Below are 16,825 nucleotides of genomic sequence, written 5' to 3'. Positions count from 1 at the left end.
GCTCTAGTTTATCGTTTTTTAAAAAACAAGCAAAGATAAATTTTCAAAATTTTCAGACAATTTAAAGGCGAGATTATGAGAAATTTATTCAATATAAATAAATTTAATCTTTACCGCTGATCAAGTCATATGAAAGTTGACAATAAAAGATAAGTATAATAAAATCAAATGTGTAAGTTTACAAATATATTATGTTTCCGTAGCTCAGTTGGATAGAGCGACCGCCTCCTAAGCGGTAGGCCGGGTGTTCGAATCACCTCGGGAACACCATGAAGAGTTGCAAACCTTGTATTTTATCAATGCGTTGCAACTTTTTTTGTATGTAATAAAATATATTTTAATTGAACAAGGTACATTTATTGTTAGTATGGTTCTAAAAAATATAAATAGAAAAATATTCCTTAATAATATATAAAAAATAATAAACATATGGTATAATTAATTTTAAAAATATAAAATTTTAAAAATCGGGAGAGTGATTTTAGTTGGACCCTAGTTATACGTGGGAAATTATTTTATTGATTGTATTGTTGTTGTTATCAGGATTTTTTTCAATGTCAGAAACAGCATTGATGTCAATCAGTAAGATTAGAACAAGACATTTAGTTGAAGAAGGTGTCAAAGGAGCAAAAGGACTTCAGAAATTAGTTGATGATCCTAATAAGCTTTTAGGAGCAGTATTAATAGGAAATAACATAGTTAATATAGCATCTTCTGCAATAGCAACAACAATAGCGACTGGATTATTTGGCGCAGGCAGTGGAGTAGCAATAGCAACAGGAGTAATGACAGTGCTTGTTTTAATATTTGGAGAGATAACTCCAAAGTCTCTAGCAAAGCAAAATTCAGAAAAGATTTCACTTAAGGTAGCGAAACCAATAAGTATAGTAGTTGTTGTTTTAAAACCATTAATAGCAGTGTTTACAGGAGTATCTTCTGTATTTATAAAACTTTTTGGAGGCGATCCAAAAGCATCTGAACCATTTATAACACAAGAGGAATTAAAAACAATGGTAGGTGTTAGTGAAGAAGAAGGAGTTCTTGAAGATGTTGAAAAAGAGATGATTTTCAATGTTTTTGACTTCGTAGATGCTCAAGTAAAAGATGTTATGATTCAAAGAGTTGATATTGTAGCTATAAATAAGGATAGTTCTTATAAGGAAATATTAGAAATTATAAGAAAAGAACAATTTTCTAGAATTCCTATATATGATGATACAATAGATAACATAGTTGGAGTTTTGAATGTTAAGGACTTAATTGTACAAGAAAAAAATAATCTACAATTTAATGTTTTAGATTATGCCAGAGAACCTTTTTATACATTTGAATTTAAGAAAATAAAAGAAGTCCTAAATGAGATGAAAAAAACTCGTAACCATATGGCAATAGTTTTAGATGAATATGGTGGAACAGTAGGAATAATAACTATTGAAGATTTAATCGAAGAAATAGTTGGTGACATAGAAGATGAATATGACGAACATAATGAAATGATTAAGGTAGTTAAAGAAGACGAATATATAGTAGATGGTAGTGCAAAACTTGATGATATAAGTGATCTTATAGGTGTCAATATGGAATCTGAAGAATTAGATTCTGTTGGGGGACTTATTATAGAAGAACTTGGAAGAATACCAGAAGAGCATGAGGAAGTTGTTATAGATAACATTAAGTTTGTTGTAGAAGAAGTAGAAAAGAATCGTATAAAAAAAGTAAGAATATATACTTAATTTAATAAAAGGACTGTTTAGAGTACAGTCCTTTTATTGATGTTTAAGCAATATATAAATTTCATAATTAGAAGTATGATTTTTAAAGGCTTTAAAGGTATACTTCCTATAAAACATGTTAAAGAAGTGGAGATATGCTAAATGGATTTTTTAAGATATGCATTAATTGAAGCAGAAAAAGCTTATAGAAAAGGAGAAGTACCTATAGGTGCAATTATTGTTAAGGATAATGAGATAATTGCTAGTGGGTATAATAAAAGAGAAGAAACACAAGATGTAACTATGCATGCAGAGATTATTGCTATTAAAGAAGCTTGTGATAAACTTGGAAGTTGGAGATTATCAGGGTGTGATATGTATGTAACTTTAGAACCATGTATGATGTGTATGGGAGCTATACTTCAAAGTAGGATATCTAAATTACATATAGGAACATTTAATCAAGATATGGGATGTTGTGGATCTGTAATTAATCTTGCAGATAATAGAAGATTAGGTTCATTTATAGAAGTTATATGGGAGTATGATGAAAGATGTAGTGACATACTTAATAATTTTTTTATACATAAAAGAAATAAGTTAAAATAAAAAATAATATTATTTTCCTTGATGAATTAACTTGGTTATGATATTATAATTTAGTAACTTATATATTGAATAAGTACTTGATGTGAAGAGCCTTTAAGTAATAAGTATATTGCTGGGAAGCATAACTAATATAGTTATGAGAGGTTCGATGCCTCTTCTCTTTACCATTGCCGTGCTAGATGGGGAGTTAGCGGTGCCTTGTAACTTGCAATCCGCTATAGCAAGATTGAATTCCTTGAGGAGGTTTTAATCTGTGCAGTCTGTCCCTATATAAGTGGTGTTGATAGTCAGGTCCCACGCAACGGAACCCATGAACCTCGTCAGGTCTGGAAGGAAGCAGCGATAAGTGGTCACTTTCGTGTGACGTGGATCAATCTGGCTTGAGCTAACTGTATAGGTAACGTGTATTGATTATCATCGAGTTGAGGTGCACGGTTTAATTTAATGAATTTAGTTATCATAATTTTATAAAGTCTCTTTATAGGATGATAAAATAGGACAAAAAAGAAACTTCATACAATGCTATGAAGTTTCTTTTTTGTCCTATTTAGGGAATTATATTTTGTTTGTAGAGATTTTGCGAAGAAGTTTACAAAGAAATAGAATATTTACAAATCTTACCAATATAATATTAGTGGGAGTTTCTATAAGGAGAATAATTGGTAAGATTAAAAAGGAGAATAATAGTAGTCATAATATTGGTTATATCAATATTAATAATACTGTTTGGGGTATTTGTAGGATATAGTTATTATCTGTATGATAAGATGAATAAAATAGAAATAGATTCTAGTAGTGTATTAGCTAATAATAAAGAGCAAGTTAATGAGGAAGGAAGTGTAATAAATATAGCTCTTTTAGGAGTTGATAATATTGGTTTATCTGATTGTATAATGATATTAACTATAAATAAAGAATCTCAGAGTATAAAGTTATCGTCTATTATGAGAGATTCGCTAGTTTATATTCCTAATTATGGAGAAGGGAAAATAAACTGGAGTATGACTATAGGAGGAGCTAGTTTAACATTAAAAACTATAAATGAAAATTATAATTTATCTATAGTTGATTACGTAAAAGTTAATCTAGAGGGATTACCAAAGCTTATTGATAAACTTGGAGGAATAGATATTGATGTTAATGAGGAAGAAAAAAAATACATTCAATGTTATATAGATTCTATAAATAGTATTAATAAATCGCAAGACTCCCATATAAAAGAATCAGGATATCAACATTTAACAGGAACACAAGCTGTGGCATATTGTAGAATAAGATATACTGAAGGTGATGATTTTATGAGAACTAAAAGACAAAGAGAGGTATTTAAAACTATAGCTCAAAAAGTAAATACACTTAATATATTAGAAATTAATAATTTTATTTCGGATATTCTACCATATGTAGAAACTAATCTTAGTTATTCTGATATATTAGATATAGGGAAAATACTTTTGTCTATTTCTGATAAGAATATAAAAGAAAATAGGTTTCCTAATGATGGAGATTGGTGGAATGAGTATACAGATAAAGGTTATATGTTAAACTTTGATAAAGAAACAACTGCAAAGAAAATAAATAAATTTATATATGATTAAATATATAGATATTTCTAGTTCTAAAATACTAATATTTTTATTAATATAAAAATATTAGTATTTTAGAATACAGAAATAAGGACTATACTTGATTAAGTTATGATAGTTAAATTAATCTATTTTATAGTCTATGAATTGATAATAGACATTATTTTTTGTGCTTAATAATTTTTCGGAAGTATAATAAGGTGTCCATTTAGAAAAATCTATATCAAAAAAAGTATCTCCATCATAAGAATTATAGATTTTAGTTAAGTATATTTTTTTACAATAAGGTAATAATAATTTATATATATGAGCACCACCTATAATAATTACTTCTTCTTCTGAGTTTAAGTACTCTTTGAGTAGTTTATCTATGTTATTTATGATAGTAACATTAGAATTGTTACATACATAATTGGTATTTCGAGTTATTACTATATGGTGTCTATTAGGTAGGATTCTTGGCAGAGATTCAAATGTTTTTCTCCCCATAATTATACTTTTGCCTGTTGTTATTTCTTTGAATCTTTTTAGGTCTTCAGGAATATTCCATATTAGTTTATTATCTTTACCTATTACGTTATTTTCAGCTATAGCAACTATTAATGAGAACACGAGATCACCATACCTTTCTATATATTTATATATAATTAATTTCTTATTTTTCAGACACTTATCTATTTTATCATAAACTTTATTAGTGTATAATAAAGTTTAGATGATTTTAATTGTATTAATGGAGAGAGGTGAGTGATTATTTATGGCATATAGAGCATTATATAGGGAATGGAGACCTAAGAATTTTAAAGAAGTAGTAGGACAATCACATATAACCACCACTCTGAAGAATCAGATACAGAATGATACTATTGCGCATGCATATTTATTCTGTGGTACTAGAGGAACTGGTAAGACTTCCACAGCGAAGGTTATGGCAAAGGCGCTTAATTGTCTCAATTTGCAAGATGGAGAACCATGTAATGAATGTGAGATGTGCAAGAAGATTGATGAAGGATTGGCAATAGATGTTACAGAATTAGATGCTGCATCTAACAATGGTGTGGATAAGATAAGAGATATTATAGAGGATTCTAAGTATCCGCCACAAGAAGCACGTTATAAAGTTTATATAATGGATGAGGTTCATATGCTATCTATAGGAGCTGTTAATGCCTTCTTGAAGACATTAGAAGAGCCACCTGCTAATGTTATATTTATATTAGCAACTACAGATCCACATAAACTTCCAATTACAATATTATCTAGATGTCAGAGATTTGATTTCAAGAGAATTACTAAAGACATAATAACAAGCTCTCTTAGGAATATTGTAGATACAAAAGGTGTTCTAGCAGATGACAAAAGTTTAGATTTAATTGCAAGAACATCTGATGGGGCTATGAGAGATGCTCTTAGTATATTAGATCAAGCAATAGCTATGGGAGATGGCAAGATAGAATATGACAATGTAATAAGTATGTTGGGATTGGTTACTAACGATAGTTTATTTAAGATAACTTCAGCTATTATTGAACGTGATATAGAGAAGGCGATGCTAGTAATAGAAGACATAGTTTTAGCTGGTAAGGATATATATATATTTATAAAAGATTTAATAGCACATTTTAGAAATTTGCTTATGATAAAAGTAACTAATAATCCGGAAGAAGTATTAGATATGTCTCTAGAGAATATCGAGTTTATAAAAGAGCAAGGGGCTAGAATAAGAGTAGAAGAAATTATGAGAGACATAAGAATTCTACAAGAAGGAGAAAACAATGCTAAACTTAGTAAGGAAGCAAGGTTATATTTAGAGTTAGCAGTTGTTAAAATGTGCAAGATAGAATATGATACATCTAATGAAGTTATATTAACAAGAATTAATAAGCTAGAAGAAACCATTAAGAGTGGTAAAGTTCAAGTTATAACTAGTAACAAAGCACAAATAAGCAGTCAATCACCTAAGAATGTTGTACATAAGAATCCTGATAACAATAAACAAGTTAATAGGATAAATGGTAATATACCTAAGAATGAAGAGGCAAAAAGCACATTAACTGATGTACAGAGAGCATGGAAAGATATATTAGAAACAATAAAAGCAAGGCGTAATATGCTTATATATGCATCAATGATATGTGGTAAACCTGTTGAATGTTCAAAGGGAATAATTACAGTACTATTTACCAAGGATTATGCATTTAATAAGGAAAGATTAGAGAAAGCAGATAATACTACTATAGTTAATGAGATTTTTTCAGAAAGATTAGGTGAAGCTGTACGAGTACGATATGTAGTTGAAACAGATGATATGCCACAAGAATCTATTGAAGAATTAATTACAGAAAATATAGATCCAAGTTTGGTTGAATTTATAGATGAATAAGACTTTGATACAGACAATGATAGAAATTATGTTATAATGAACAATAGCAATATAGTATTGTATAATTTAGGATACTATTTTATAATAATATATTATCGTGTAAGGAGGATATGTATATGGCAAGAGGTGGATTTCCAGGCGGCGGATTTGGCGGCGGAAATATGAATAACTTAATGAAGCAAGCTCAAAAGATGCAAAAGCAAATGGAAGATATGCAAAAAGAAATGGAAACAGCAGAATTTGAAGCTGCAGCAGGTGGTGGAGCTGTTTCAGTTAAGATCAATGGAAAGAAAGAAATTTTAGGAATTAGTATTAAGCCAGAAGTTGTTGATCCAGATGATGTTGAGATGTTAGAAGACTTAGTACTTAGTGCTGTAAATGAAGCATTAAGAAAAGTTGATGAAGAAACATCTAGCAAAATGGGTAAGTTAACAGGTGGATTAAACATTCCAGGATTATTCTAAGTAATGTTTTTAAAGGCATACAGAGAGTTTTGCTTATCTTTCTGTATGCCTTTATTAATGCACAAGGGAAGTATAAAAAATTTATAAACATAAGTGTTAATTTTTAGAGAGATTAAATTATTTTGATTAGAAGAGACCTGAAAATAGTTATATTGAAGTAGAAAATTTAAAATAAGTTTTGAAACCTGTGATTTAAGAGAGGAAAGTGAGATTATAATGGAGTTTTATCCAGTTGCTATAGAGAAGTTAATAGAAGAATTTGCAAAGTTACCAAGTATAGGGCAGAAAACTGCTCAAAGGTTAGCTCTACATGTACTTAATCTTCCAGAAGATGAAGTTAAAGAATTTGCAGATGCGTTAGTTAAAGCTAGAGGTACAATAAAGTATTGTTCTGTGTGTGGAAACTTTACAGATAGTGATCCTTGTGCTATATGTGGAAATCCTAATAGAGATAAAAGTGTGATATGTGTAGTTGAACAACCTAAAGATATAATGACTATAGAGAAAATAAAAGAATTTAATGGATTATATCATGTTCTTCATGGCAATTTATCACCAATGCAAGGTAGAGGCCCTCAAGATATAAGAATAAGAGAATTAGTATCTAGAATGACAGATGATGTAAAAGAAGTAATACTAGCAACAAATCCAAATGTAGAAGGAGAAGCCACAGCAATGTATATATCAAAAATTCTTAAACCTTTAGAGGTTAAAGTTACTAGAATAGCTGCAGGAATACCTGTTGGAGGAGACTTGGAATATGCGGACGAAGTTACTCTTTCAAAAGCATTAGAAGGAAGAAAGGAAATATAAATATATATAATTAATAAAATCTTGTAAATAATATAGATACCTTAGTATATTACAGACAATATATGGATAAAATATAGTATATAGCCCAAAATATTTGGAGGAACACATATTATGGATAAGATAAGTATAAAATATGTAATAAATAAGGTAAATATAAATAAAAAACAAGATAAGTTATTGAAGGATATTAACGATACAATAAAGGAATTAGAGAATGCAAGGAGTCTTTTTGATAATGTTCAAGACACCAATTTAATAGAAGTGGCAATATATTCAGAAGCTGTTGCTAGGAAGAGATATGAATATCTATTGGCATTAGCGAAGAAAGAAGGAATTGAAGTGTCACGAGAATATATTTTAGATAAATGTATGAAGTTAGAGAGATAGAGAGGATTGAGAGAATTTGGAGGATATAATTCATAAGATACAACAGAATCCACAACTAGAGCTATTGGTTATAGGTATAATTGGTATAGTGGTGTTATATTTTTTACTTAAGATATTAAAACTTCCTTTGAAGCTTATCTTTAATGGAATAGTTGGTGTTGTATTATTATATTTAGTGAATATGGTAGGAATTTATTTTGGAATATCTATAGGGATTAATGTAGTGACTGCATTGATTGCAGGAATATTAGGAGTACCTGGGATAATAGCATTAATTATATTTCAGAATTTTATGTGATATTATAGAGAAGTTGAGTTTTACTTGATATAGAGTAATGACTCAGCTTTTTTTATTATATAGGAGTCAAATCTGTGGGTAAGTATCTTAAACAAAGTGTTTATGCATCTTAATTTTTGTTAAGAAAATTTTAAGGTGAAGTTGAGTTTTAAGTTAAGAAATTATTATTATGATAAAGATATTAAGAGAGAGTGGAGGCGTATTATGGACGTATTACAAGTAAAGGGGATCAAAAAGGTCTTTGGTAAAAGAGAAGTAATAAAAGATATAAGTTTTAACATAAAGGAAGGAGAAATATTTGGTTTCTTGGGACCTAATGGCGCAGGTAAAACAACAACAATAAGAATGTTAGTTGGTCTTATAGCACCTACTACAGGGGATATAGTCATATGTGGAAATAGTGTTATAAAGAATAAGGAAAAAGCTTTGCACGATGTAGGAGCAGTGGTAGAAAATCCTGAATTATATAAATATCTTTCAGGAAGAGAAAATTTGATGCAGATAGCTAGAATAAGAAAAGTACCAAAAGAAGAAGTGGAAAAGTTAATTGAATTAGTAGGCTTGAAAGATAGAATTAATGATAAGGTAAGTAAATATTCTCTTGGAATGAAACAGAGATTAGGGCTTGCTGCAGCATTAATAGGTAATCCTAAGTTACTTATATTAGATGAACCAACTAATGGGTTAGATCCTTCAGGAATAATGGATTTTAGAGAAATAGTTAAAAAAGCAGCAAAAGATAGAAAGATGAGTGTATTTATATCATCACACATTTTAAGTGAAGTTCAGAATTTATGTGATAGGGTGGCATTTATTAATAATGGAGTTATTAAATCAGTAGAAGATATACATGAACATACTATGGCAACAGATCTAGATAGTTATACATTAATTGTAGCAAGTAATATAGATAATGCTGTTGAAGTGTTAAAGAAATGTCCTCAAGTAACATCTGTTAAGATAGCAGAAGGAGAAATTCATGTGATAATTAAATCAAATAAGATAACAGAAATAATAAAAGAATTATTGGACAATAAAGTATATCTTGAAGAGTTCTACAAAAACAGAAAAGGATTAGAGCAAAGATATATGGAATTAGTAGAAGGAGGAACTAGATAAATGCTTACATTAATAAAGAATGAATATATTAAGATATTTAGAAGAGCTAAAACTTGGATTGTAGTTGGACTTTTTGTACTACTAGTAGTAGGTATGGGGTATATTTTTAAATTACAATCAGATGATCAAAAAAGATATCAATCTCTAGACTATAAAATTGAAGATTGCAAGAGCATGATTAATATGTATGAAGAAGAAATATCATCAAGTGATAGTGAAACTGATAAAAAAGTTGCAGAAAATGAATTACAATATTATAAAGATGAATTGAAGAATTATGAAGCATTAAAAGCAAAGGGGCAAACAAAAGAAGATTGGAGAGAATCTTATAAGAGTCAGGTAGAGGCAAATAAATTAGCATTAGAAGAGGCTACAAGTGAAGAAGATAAAGCTGATATTCAAGAAGAAATAGATAATCTTAATTATTATTTAGATAACGATATAGAACCAGTTGAATCATGGGAAATGAATGGAACAAATTATTTATTATTTTTTATGAGCTTATTAGGAACATTGATACTAGTATGTGGAATAGCTGTGTTTATGAGTGATATAGTTTCAGGAGAATGTACTCCACCTACATTAAAATTTTTATTAGTTCAACCTATATCTAGAGGTAAGGTTCTATTCTCTAAGTTTATTGCTATAACAACTACAACAATTGGATTAATTGGAGTGCTAGAAGGATTAGCATATGGTGTTTTAGGACTTATATATGGATTTGATGCAAATAAAATGAGAGTGTTAACAGGTGTAAAGTTTAAAGAAGTTATAGAAAATGGATCAAAAAGTATAGAACAAATTAGTGGAACTGGTCATTATATATCTTATGGAAAGTTATTGCTAGAAAGTTTTGGATTACAAATGTTATTTATAGTAGCTTGTTGTGCATTCATATTCTTAATTTCATGTTTATTCAAGAGTAGTATGATAACTATGGCTATATCTGTTGTAAGTACAGTAGCATTTACAATGGTTATGAGTATGTCAAGTAAGGTTGCAAGTATAGCACATTATGTATTTATAACATATGGTAATCCGGTATCTTTATTAAAAGGTGATTTGTGCTATCAATATCAGAATGCTAATATAACAACTAGTACAAGTATAATTGTTATGATAATTACAATAGTATTATCTTACACTATTGGGCATATAGTATTTAAGAAGAAGGATATATTGATATAATTTAATAATAAGGGAATGCTTTCAATTGCATTCCTTTTTTGATAATATATAATGGAATATCAAAAAAAGGAGATGTAGATTGATGGCAGCAGGGAATGGAGTTAATTGCGCTGATTGTCCAGAGATGAAGAAGGGTGAATGTGATGGCAAGGACACCGGTTGCTTATGCTATAAATGTCCTAGGAAGTTGGCACAATGTATGTGTGTAAAATACTGCAGAGAAACTGAGTCTGTATTGTATTTTGAATAATAAATTTATTAATAGCGCAAAAATATTATTAAAATAATTGTACTCAAAGGTAAAAAGTAGTAAAATTAATGATAAGTTGTTTTTTATCAACTAAGTATAATAATAAAATTTTTGGGGATATGTCATATAATATGGCATATATAAGCAAACTTACAAAATTGGGGGAGGAATCGTAAAATGATAAAAGTTTTAGCTAACGATGGATTAGAAGCATCAGCAGTAGAAGCATTAAAGAATGCAGGTGCTGAAGTAGTAACAGATCATGTTGATCAAGCAGATTTAGGAGAGGCAGTAAGAGACTATGATGTATTAATAGTTAGATCTGCTACAAAAGTAACAGCTGATGTAAGTGAAAAAGCAGCAGGTAGTAAATTAAAATTAGTTATTAGAGCAGGAGTAGGTGTTGATAATATAGATATACCAGCAGCAAATGCTCAAGGAATAACTGTTAAGAACACACCAAATGCTAGTTCTAATTCAGTTGCTGAATTAGCTTTAGGACATATGTTTGCATTAGCTAGATATATAGCAATTGCAAATGTTACAATGAGAAATGGTGAATGGAATAAGAAGAAATACCAAGGTACTGAAATAGCAGGAAAAACATTAGGTATTATAGGAATGGGAAGAATAGGTCGTTCATTAGCAACTAAAGCAGAAGCTTTAGGAATGAAAGTAGTTTATACTGATTTATTTGGTAAACAAGAAGGATTAAACTATGAATTCTTAGAATTAAATGACTTATTAAAAGTTTCAGATTTCATATCTTTACATGTTCCATATGATAAGAAGCAAGGTTCATTATTAGGAAAAGCTCAATTCGATATGATGAAAGATGGAGTATTCTTAGTAGACTGTGCTAGAGGAAAAGTAGTAGAAGAAGCAGCATTATTAGATGCATTAAATAGTGGTAAAGTAGCAGGAGCTGGTTTAGATGTATTTGAAGAAGAACCAACTAAGAACACTGAATTAGTAAACCATCCAAGAGTAAGTGTTACTCCACATATTGGAGCAGCAACTAATGAAGCTCAAACAAGAATTGGTGAAGAAGTAGTATCTACAATAAAAGAATTCTTTAATCTATAATTAGGAGGAACCTTAAATATGGTAACAGTAAAAGCATTTAAGGGATATAGACCAGTTAAAGAACTTGCGTCACAAATAGCAGCACTTCCATATGATGTAATGAATTCAGAAGAAGCTAGAGAAATGGTTAAAGGCAACCCACATTCATTTTTACATGTAGATAGAGCTGAAGTAGATTTAGATCCATCAATTGATGTCCATGATAAGAAGGTTTATGAAAAAGCTAGAGAAAATTTGGATAGAATGATTGATGAGGGTGAATATATTCATGATGAAGAACCTTGTTTATATATATACAGACAAATAATGAATGGTAGAAGTCAAACAGGATTAGTATTCTGTGCTTCAATTGATGATTATATAAATAATAATATCAAAAAACATGAATTTACTAGAGCTGATAAGGAACAAGATAGAATCAATCATGTTGATTATTGTGATGCTAACACAGGTCCTATATTCTTGACATACAAAGAGCATGAAGTTGCAACTCAAATTATAAGAGCTTGGACAGAAGGTAATTACGATAAGAGAAAGCCTGTTTATGACTTTAAGGCTGAAGATGGAATAAGACATATAGTATGGGTTATAGATAATCCAATAATAATAGATGAAATAATAGAATTATTTAAAGAAGTTAAGAGCTTCTATATAGCTGATGGACATCACAGATCAGCTTCTGCTGTAAAGGTTGGATTGAAGAGAAGAGCAGAAAATCCTAATTATACAGGAGAAGAAGAATTTAATTACTTCTTAGCAGTTGCATTCCCAGATAATGATTTAATGGTAATGGATTATAACAGAGTTGTTAAAGATTTAAATGGATTGTCTGTAGAAGAATTAATTCAAAAGCTTCAAGAAAAATTTGAAGTTACAGAAAAAGATGCGGCTGTAAAGCCAGCTGAAAAGCATACATTTGGAATGTATGTTGATAATAAGTGGTATCTATTAAAGGCTAAAGATGGCATTTACAATGCTGAAGATCCTATAGATAGTTTAGATGTTGCTATACTACAAAATAATGTATTAACACCTATACTAGGAATAGAAGATGTTAGAACTTCAGATAGAATAGACTTTATTGGTGGAATAAGAGGAATAGGCGAACTTGAGAGAAGAGTTAACAGTGATATGAAATTAGCATTCTCTATGTATCCAACTGAAGTAAGTGATATTATGAAAGTTGCTGATATAGGGGAAGTTATGCCACCAAAATCTACTTGGTTTGAACCAAAGCTTAGAAGTGGATTATTTATTCATAAGTTAAGTGAAGAATAGTATACTATGTATGAATCAGAAGAGTGTTAAGCTCTTCTGATTTTTTTATTCTATAGGAAATTATATAAATTTTAAATCTACGGAAAAGTACCAATATTATATATTTTTATAAACGACATAATTTCTAAATATAAAAAAGTTATACACAATAGTAAAAAAGAATCCACAAGTATCTTTATTAAAACTGTGGATTCTTTTTGCTTACTGTGTATAAGTAATATTTATTACATATTAGAAACCATTTCTTTTATAATAGCTGTTGAGTTCTTTACTGCTATAGGTGTGAATTTTTCAAAATCCATATGAGCTCCATTATTTGCATTATCAGAAATAGCTCTTATTATAACAAAAGGAACATTATTAGAGTAGCATACATGTGCTATACTTGCTCCTTCCATTTCACATGCAGAAGCATTAAATTGTTTTTCTAAATATTGAACCTTTTCTGGACTTGCAATAAATTGATCACCAGATACAATTCTACCTATGTATGATTTTACATTTTCTAGTTTTGAGCAGGCATCTTTTGCTAAAGAAATAAGAGATGTATCTGCCTTGAAATCAAATGTATCCATTCTTGGAATCTGTCCTATAGCATCACCAAAAACAGAACAATCCATATCATGTTCTACTAATGAATCACTAACAACAATATCTCCTGGATATATATCTTTCTTCACGCCTCCAGCAACTCCAACATTTATTACTTTATCAACATCAAAAGATGTTATTAAAATTTGAGTGCATATAGCAGCATTAACTTTTCCTATACCACAAACAACTGCAACAACATCTTTACCAAAAAGAGTACCTTCATTAAATGTTATGTTAGCAATATTTTGCTTATTTGTTAATTGCATGTCTTGTAATAATAAATCTAATTCTTCGCTCATAGCAGCGATAATACCTAATTTCATACTGTAACTCCTTTAAAAAATTTTTTATACTAATATTTTACCAAAAAAAATAATAGTATTCATCAAATATATTTTACAATAAAATATGTAAAGTAAAATTTAGCTATAAAAATATTCTATAAGTTATCAAATATAGTAGATAAAATAAATGAATAAATAAGAGTATAAGTACGTTTTAATGTGATTACAATAAAATAAGATAAAGTTGACAGTACCTATTCAATTTGCTAATATAGGTTCAGTTAAAAATGGAATACGATAGCTAATAATAAACATTAAGGAGAGTTTAGTATGAATGAAGCATTTATTAGAACAGGATTAATTGTTGGAGAAGATGGATTAGATAAATTAAGTAATAGTAAAGTTATGGTGTTTGGAGTAGGTGGAGTAGGCAGTTTTGTTGTTGAAGCACTTACAAGGGCAGGAGTAGGAAATATAATAATTGTTGATGATGATACTGTAGATATATCTAATTTAAATAGGCAAGTTCATGCAACAGAGAGCACTATTGGAAGAATAAAGGTAGACGTAATGAAGGAGAGAATTCTATCTATAAATAGTAAATGTAATGTTACAACTCATAAAACATTTATATTAAAAGATAATATTCCTGAAGTAATTCCGGAAGATGTAGATTATGTAGTTGATGCAATAGACACAGTTTCAGCGAAAATTGCATTAGCGGAATATTGTGAACTAAAAGGAATAAAATTAATTTCTTCAATGGGAACAGGAAATAAATTAGATCCTACAATGTTTAAAATTGCAGATATATATGATACAAAAATATGTCCATTAGCTAAAGTTATGAGACATGAATTGAGAAAAAGAGGTGTTAAGAGTTTAAAAGTTCTATATTCGGAAGAAGTTCCTCAAAAACCTACACAGGAAAAACCTAAAACAACTTGTAATACTGATCCTAATAAGAGTATCATAAAGAAGAGACAAGTGCCGGGAAGTATATCTTTTGTTCCACCAGTAGCTGGTATGATAATTGCGGGAGAAGTTATAAAAGATATATTAGGTATAGTAAGATAATATTTTAAGATGTAGGTGAAAAATAATATGGATAACTTAGGGGTAACTGTTGGGTGTAATTCAAATAATGATAATGAGTATATAATTAGAGATAGAAATAAAATAATAATTGGTAGATTTGATTTAATAGAGATAGAAGATAATGCAAAGAAATATAGTATAAGATTAAAATTTTATAGACGAGAAGAATTAGAATTGTTAGAAGCATCTCTAAGAGTAATCTTGCAAGGATTATTTAAGAACTTAAAAGTAGAAAAAGTAAATATATATATACATGAGAATATCCCAACATCATCATTTTTGAATCTGGGATTTAATTTGGAAGGAATATTATCCAATAATATATATAATCAAGGTGAATTTTTTAATGAATTAATTATGGGGATTAATAGATGCGAGTATCAAGATAGTTTAAGAAATGATTATAGTACTATATATTCAAACAATTTAATGATTAGAGTACTAACACCTGAAGATTCAGAACAGTTATTACAATATTATATAGATAATAAAGAACACCTAGAAGAGTATGAACCTAAAAGAGATAAATCATTTTATACTGTAGAAGTCCAAAATAGGATACTTCAAGAGAGTTACAGACAGTATTTAAGTGGTACTACAGTTGATTGTGGTATATTTAAAGAAAATAAATTGATAGGTAAAGTAAAAATTTCTAATATAGTATATGGAATATTTAAAAGTGGGATAATAGGATATTCTATAGATAAGGGATGCCAAGGTAAAGGGTATATGAAAGAAGTAGTGAATAGGATTACTGAATATGCTTTTAATGAATTAGGTTTACATAGACTTGAAGCATCAGCGTTAGTTGATAATGAGCGCTCTAAAGGTGTGCTTAAGGGATGCGGATTTGAGGAATTAGGTATAAATAAGAAGTATTTGTTCATTAATGGAAAATGGAGAGATCATATAACATATTATAAGATAAAATCATAGAAATTTATAATATACAAAAAATTAAGTTAGCTAAATGTTGTAAACTTATTAAAGCTTAAACACTACAATATTTTTTATGCTAACTTTTTTTTTACTCTTTTAAGAAAGTATATTAAATTTGAAATTGTAGAAAAATATAAAAATTATGTGAGCATAAATGCTGAATTTGAAAATTTCAAATTAATAAGTGTTTAAAGTGAAAGTAAACATGTCGGAGTGTATCATTTGGAGAAATAATGAGTAAAATAAAGAAAATTAAAGGAATAAGAACATAAATGATCGTAATGAACAAACGTATATAACACATGTTATGAATATGTGTTATTATAAGACACGTCGCTGAGGCAGACAAATAACAACAAGAAAACAAAAAAAGTTTTAAAAAAGTTGTTGACAGATGCTGAATCAAGTGATAAGATAAAGAAGTCGCTTGAGGGTGACGAAGAAAAATTGGTCTTTGAAAATTGAACAGAATAATAAATTAAGAACCAGCAATTCTTTATGAGTAAGTTTTAAGAGCTATTGATGATTAAACTTTTTATTGAGAGTTTGATCCTGGCTCAGGACGAACGCTGGCGGCGTGCCTAACACATGCAAGTCGAGCGATGAAGCTTCTTCGGAAGTGGATTAGCGGCGGACGGGTGAGTAACACGTGGGCAACCTACCTCATAGTGGGGAATAGCCTCTCGAAAGGGAGATTAATACCGCATAAGATCGTAGTTTCGCATGAAACAGCGATA

Annotated in this window: 17 protein-coding genes, 1 tRNA gene, 1 rRNA gene and 1 other RNA gene; 18 read left to right on the top strand and 2 right to left on the bottom strand. The window is 29.3% G+C overall.

Annotation, left to right across the window (positions count from 1 at the left end; translation table 11 throughout):
• Positions 1 to 193 precede the first annotated feature (193 nt).
• From KQI77_RS08265 to KQI77_RS08245, 5 genes are all read left to right on the top strand, one after another.
• A tRNA-Arg gene (locus KQI77_RS08265) sits at positions 194 to 270 on the top strand.
• 215 nt (positions 271 to 485) lie between these two features.
• A complete protein-coding gene (locus KQI77_RS08260; protein WP_216389974.1) occupies positions 486 to 1,733 on the top strand; it encodes an HlyC/CorC family transporter in 1,248 nt (415 codons plus the stop codon).
• Between the two features lie 141 nt (positions 1,734 to 1,874).
• Complete coding sequence (locus KQI77_RS08255) at positions 1,875 to 2,321, top strand: nucleoside deaminase (protein ID WP_216389973.1); 447 nt, start codon at positions 1,875 to 1,877, stop codon at positions 2,319 to 2,321.
• 170 nt (positions 2,322 to 2,491) lie between these two features.
• An RNA gene (ffs, locus tag KQI77_RS08250) (signal recognition particle sRNA large type) lies at positions 2,492 to 2,756 on the top strand.
• Positions 2,757 to 2,980: 224 nt separating this feature from the next.
• Positions 2,981 to 3,919 carry an LCP family protein gene (locus KQI77_RS08245; protein WP_216389972.1) on the top strand — a complete coding sequence of 313 codons (939 nt, stop codon included), beginning with the start codon at positions 2,981 to 2,983 and terminating at the stop codon, positions 3,917 to 3,919.
• Between the two features lie 111 nt (positions 3,920 to 4,030).
• Here the strand turns inward: KQI77_RS08245 and KQI77_RS08240 are convergent, their stop codons facing one another.
• Positions 4,031 to 4,519 (bottom strand): dihydrofolate reductase, encoded by a 489-nt coding sequence (locus KQI77_RS08240; RefSeq protein ID WP_216389971.1) that lies wholly within the window; start codon positions 4,517 to 4,519, stop codon positions 4,031 to 4,033.
• Between the two features lie 145 nt (positions 4,520 to 4,664).
• On the opposite strand from KQI77_RS08240, the gene dnaX reads away from it, so the two are divergent.
• From dnaX to KQI77_RS08190, 10 genes are all read left to right on the top strand, one after another.
• Complete coding sequence (dnaX, locus tag KQI77_RS08235) at positions 4,665 to 6,290, top strand: DNA polymerase III subunit gamma/tau (protein WP_216389970.1); 1,626 nt, start codon at positions 4,665 to 4,667, stop codon at positions 6,288 to 6,290.
• Positions 6,291 to 6,406: 116 nt separating this feature from the next.
• The gene (locus tag KQI77_RS08230) at positions 6,407 to 6,754 is read left to right on the top strand and encodes a YbaB/EbfC family nucleoid-associated protein (protein WP_216389969.1); all 348 of its coding nucleotides are present in this window, start codon (positions 6,407 to 6,409) and stop codon (positions 6,752 to 6,754) included.
• Positions 6,755 to 6,970: 216 nt separating this feature from the next.
• A complete protein-coding gene (recR, locus tag KQI77_RS08225) occupies positions 6,971 to 7,567 on the top strand; it encodes a recombination mediator RecR (RefSeq protein ID WP_216389968.1) in 597 nt (198 codons plus the stop codon).
• A 111-nt stretch (positions 7,568 to 7,678) separates the two neighbouring features.
• A complete protein-coding gene (locus tag KQI77_RS08220; protein ID WP_216389967.1) occupies positions 7,679 to 7,954 on the top strand; it encodes a DUF2508 family protein in 276 nt (91 codons plus the stop codon).
• Positions 7,955 to 7,970: 16 nt separating this feature from the next.
• Positions 7,971 to 8,252 (top strand): pro-sigmaK processing inhibitor BofA family protein, encoded by a 282-nt coding sequence (locus KQI77_RS08215; RefSeq protein WP_253289398.1) that lies wholly within the window; start codon positions 7,971 to 7,973, stop codon positions 8,250 to 8,252.
• 204 nt (positions 8,253 to 8,456) lie between these two features.
• The gene (locus KQI77_RS08210; RefSeq protein WP_216389966.1) at positions 8,457 to 9,371 is read left to right on the top strand and encodes an ABC transporter ATP-binding protein; all 915 of its coding nucleotides are present in this window, start codon (positions 8,457 to 8,459) and stop codon (positions 9,369 to 9,371) included.
• A complete protein-coding gene (locus KQI77_RS08205) occupies positions 9,372 to 10,559 on the top strand; it encodes an ABC transporter permease subunit (RefSeq protein WP_216389965.1) in 1,188 nt (395 codons plus the stop codon).
• Between the two features lie 82 nt (positions 10,560 to 10,641).
• Positions 10,642 to 10,809, top strand: coding sequence for a hypothetical protein (locus tag KQI77_RS08200; RefSeq protein ID WP_216389964.1), 168 nt, complete (start codon positions 10,642 to 10,644; stop codon positions 10,807 to 10,809).
• Between the two features lie 177 nt (positions 10,810 to 10,986).
• Positions 10,987 to 11,895 (top strand): D-2-hydroxyacid dehydrogenase, encoded by a 909-nt coding sequence (locus KQI77_RS08195; protein ID WP_216389963.1) that lies wholly within the window; start codon positions 10,987 to 10,989, stop codon positions 11,893 to 11,895.
• Positions 11,896 to 11,913: 18 nt separating this feature from the next.
• The gene (locus tag KQI77_RS08190) at positions 11,914 to 13,173 is read left to right on the top strand and encodes a DUF1015 domain-containing protein (protein WP_216389962.1); all 1,260 of its coding nucleotides are present in this window, start codon (positions 11,914 to 11,916) and stop codon (positions 13,171 to 13,173) included.
• Between the two features lie 224 nt (positions 13,174 to 13,397).
• On the opposite strand, the gene KQI77_RS08185 is transcribed toward KQI77_RS08190, so the two are convergent.
• A complete protein-coding gene (locus KQI77_RS08185) occupies positions 13,398 to 14,090 on the bottom strand; it encodes a 5'-methylthioadenosine/adenosylhomocysteine nucleosidase (protein ID WP_216389961.1) in 693 nt (230 codons plus the stop codon).
• A gap of 291 nt (positions 14,091 to 14,381) precedes the next feature.
• Here KQI77_RS08185 and KQI77_RS08180 point away from each other — a divergent pair, with 291 nt between their 5' ends.
• From KQI77_RS08180 to KQI77_RS08170, 3 genes are all read left to right on the top strand, one after another.
• Positions 14,382 to 15,128 (top strand): ThiF family adenylyltransferase, encoded by a 747-nt coding sequence (locus KQI77_RS08180; protein WP_216389960.1) that lies wholly within the window; start codon positions 14,382 to 14,384, stop codon positions 15,126 to 15,128.
• Between the two features lie 27 nt (positions 15,129 to 15,155).
• The gene (locus tag KQI77_RS08175; protein ID WP_216389959.1) at positions 15,156 to 16,085 is read left to right on the top strand and encodes a GNAT family N-acetyltransferase; all 930 of its coding nucleotides are present in this window, start codon (positions 15,156 to 15,158) and stop codon (positions 16,083 to 16,085) included.
• Between the two features lie 537 nt (positions 16,086 to 16,622).
• Positions 16,623 to 16,825: ribosomal RNA gene (locus tag KQI77_RS08170) — 16S ribosomal RNA — on the top strand; the annotation flags it as partial.

Source organism: Clostridium sp. MSJ-8 (assembly GCF_018918325.1).
In the GTDB taxonomy this organism is placed as follows: Bacteria; Bacillota; Clostridia; order Clostridiales; family Clostridiaceae; genus Clostridium.
The sequence above is the reverse complement of the archived record's forward strand: the minus strand, read 5'-3'. Positions and strand labels throughout refer to the sequence as shown.

Excerpts from the sequence above, each read along its gene's own strand:
- KQI77_RS08255 (WP_216389973.1), top strand. The coding sequence starts at position 1,875 with ATGGATTTTTTAAGATATGCATTAATTGAAGCAGAAAAAGCTTATAGA.
- dnaX (WP_216389970.1), top strand. The coding sequence starts at position 4,665 with ATGGCATATAGAGCATTATATAGGGAATGGAGACCTAAGAATTTTAAA.
- KQI77_RS08230 (WP_216389969.1), top strand. The coding sequence starts at position 6,407 with ATGGCAAGAGGTGGATTTCCAGGCGGCGGATTTGGCGGCGGAAATATG.
- recR (WP_216389968.1), top strand. The coding sequence starts at position 6,971 with ATGGAGTTTTATCCAGTTGCTATAGAGAAGTTAATAGAAGAATTTGCA.
- KQI77_RS08220 (WP_216389967.1), top strand. The coding sequence starts at position 7,679 with ATGGATAAGATAAGTATAAAATATGTAATAAATAAGGTAAATATAAAT.
- KQI77_RS08210 (WP_216389966.1), top strand. The coding sequence starts at position 8,457 with ATGGACGTATTACAAGTAAAGGGGATCAAAAAGGTCTTTGGTAAAAGA.
- KQI77_RS08205 (WP_216389965.1), top strand. The coding sequence starts at position 9,372 with ATGCTTACATTAATAAAGAATGAATATATTAAGATATTTAGAAGAGCT.
- KQI77_RS08200 (WP_216389964.1), top strand. The coding sequence starts at position 10,642 with ATGGCAGCAGGGAATGGAGTTAATTGCGCTGATTGTCCAGAGATGAAG.
- KQI77_RS08195 (WP_216389963.1), top strand. The coding sequence starts at position 10,987 with ATGATAAAAGTTTTAGCTAACGATGGATTAGAAGCATCAGCAGTAGAA.
- KQI77_RS08190 (WP_216389962.1), top strand. The coding sequence starts at position 11,914 with ATGGTAACAGTAAAAGCATTTAAGGGATATAGACCAGTTAAAGAACTT.
- KQI77_RS08185 (WP_216389961.1), bottom strand. The coding sequence starts at position 14,090 with ATGAAATTAGGTATTATCGCTGCTATGAGCGAAGAATTAGATTTATTA.
- KQI77_RS08180 (WP_216389960.1), top strand. The coding sequence starts at position 14,382 with ATGAATGAAGCATTTATTAGAACAGGATTAATTGTTGGAGAAGATGGA.
- KQI77_RS08175 (WP_216389959.1), top strand. The coding sequence starts at position 15,156 with ATGGATAACTTAGGGGTAACTGTTGGGTGTAATTCAAATAATGATAAT.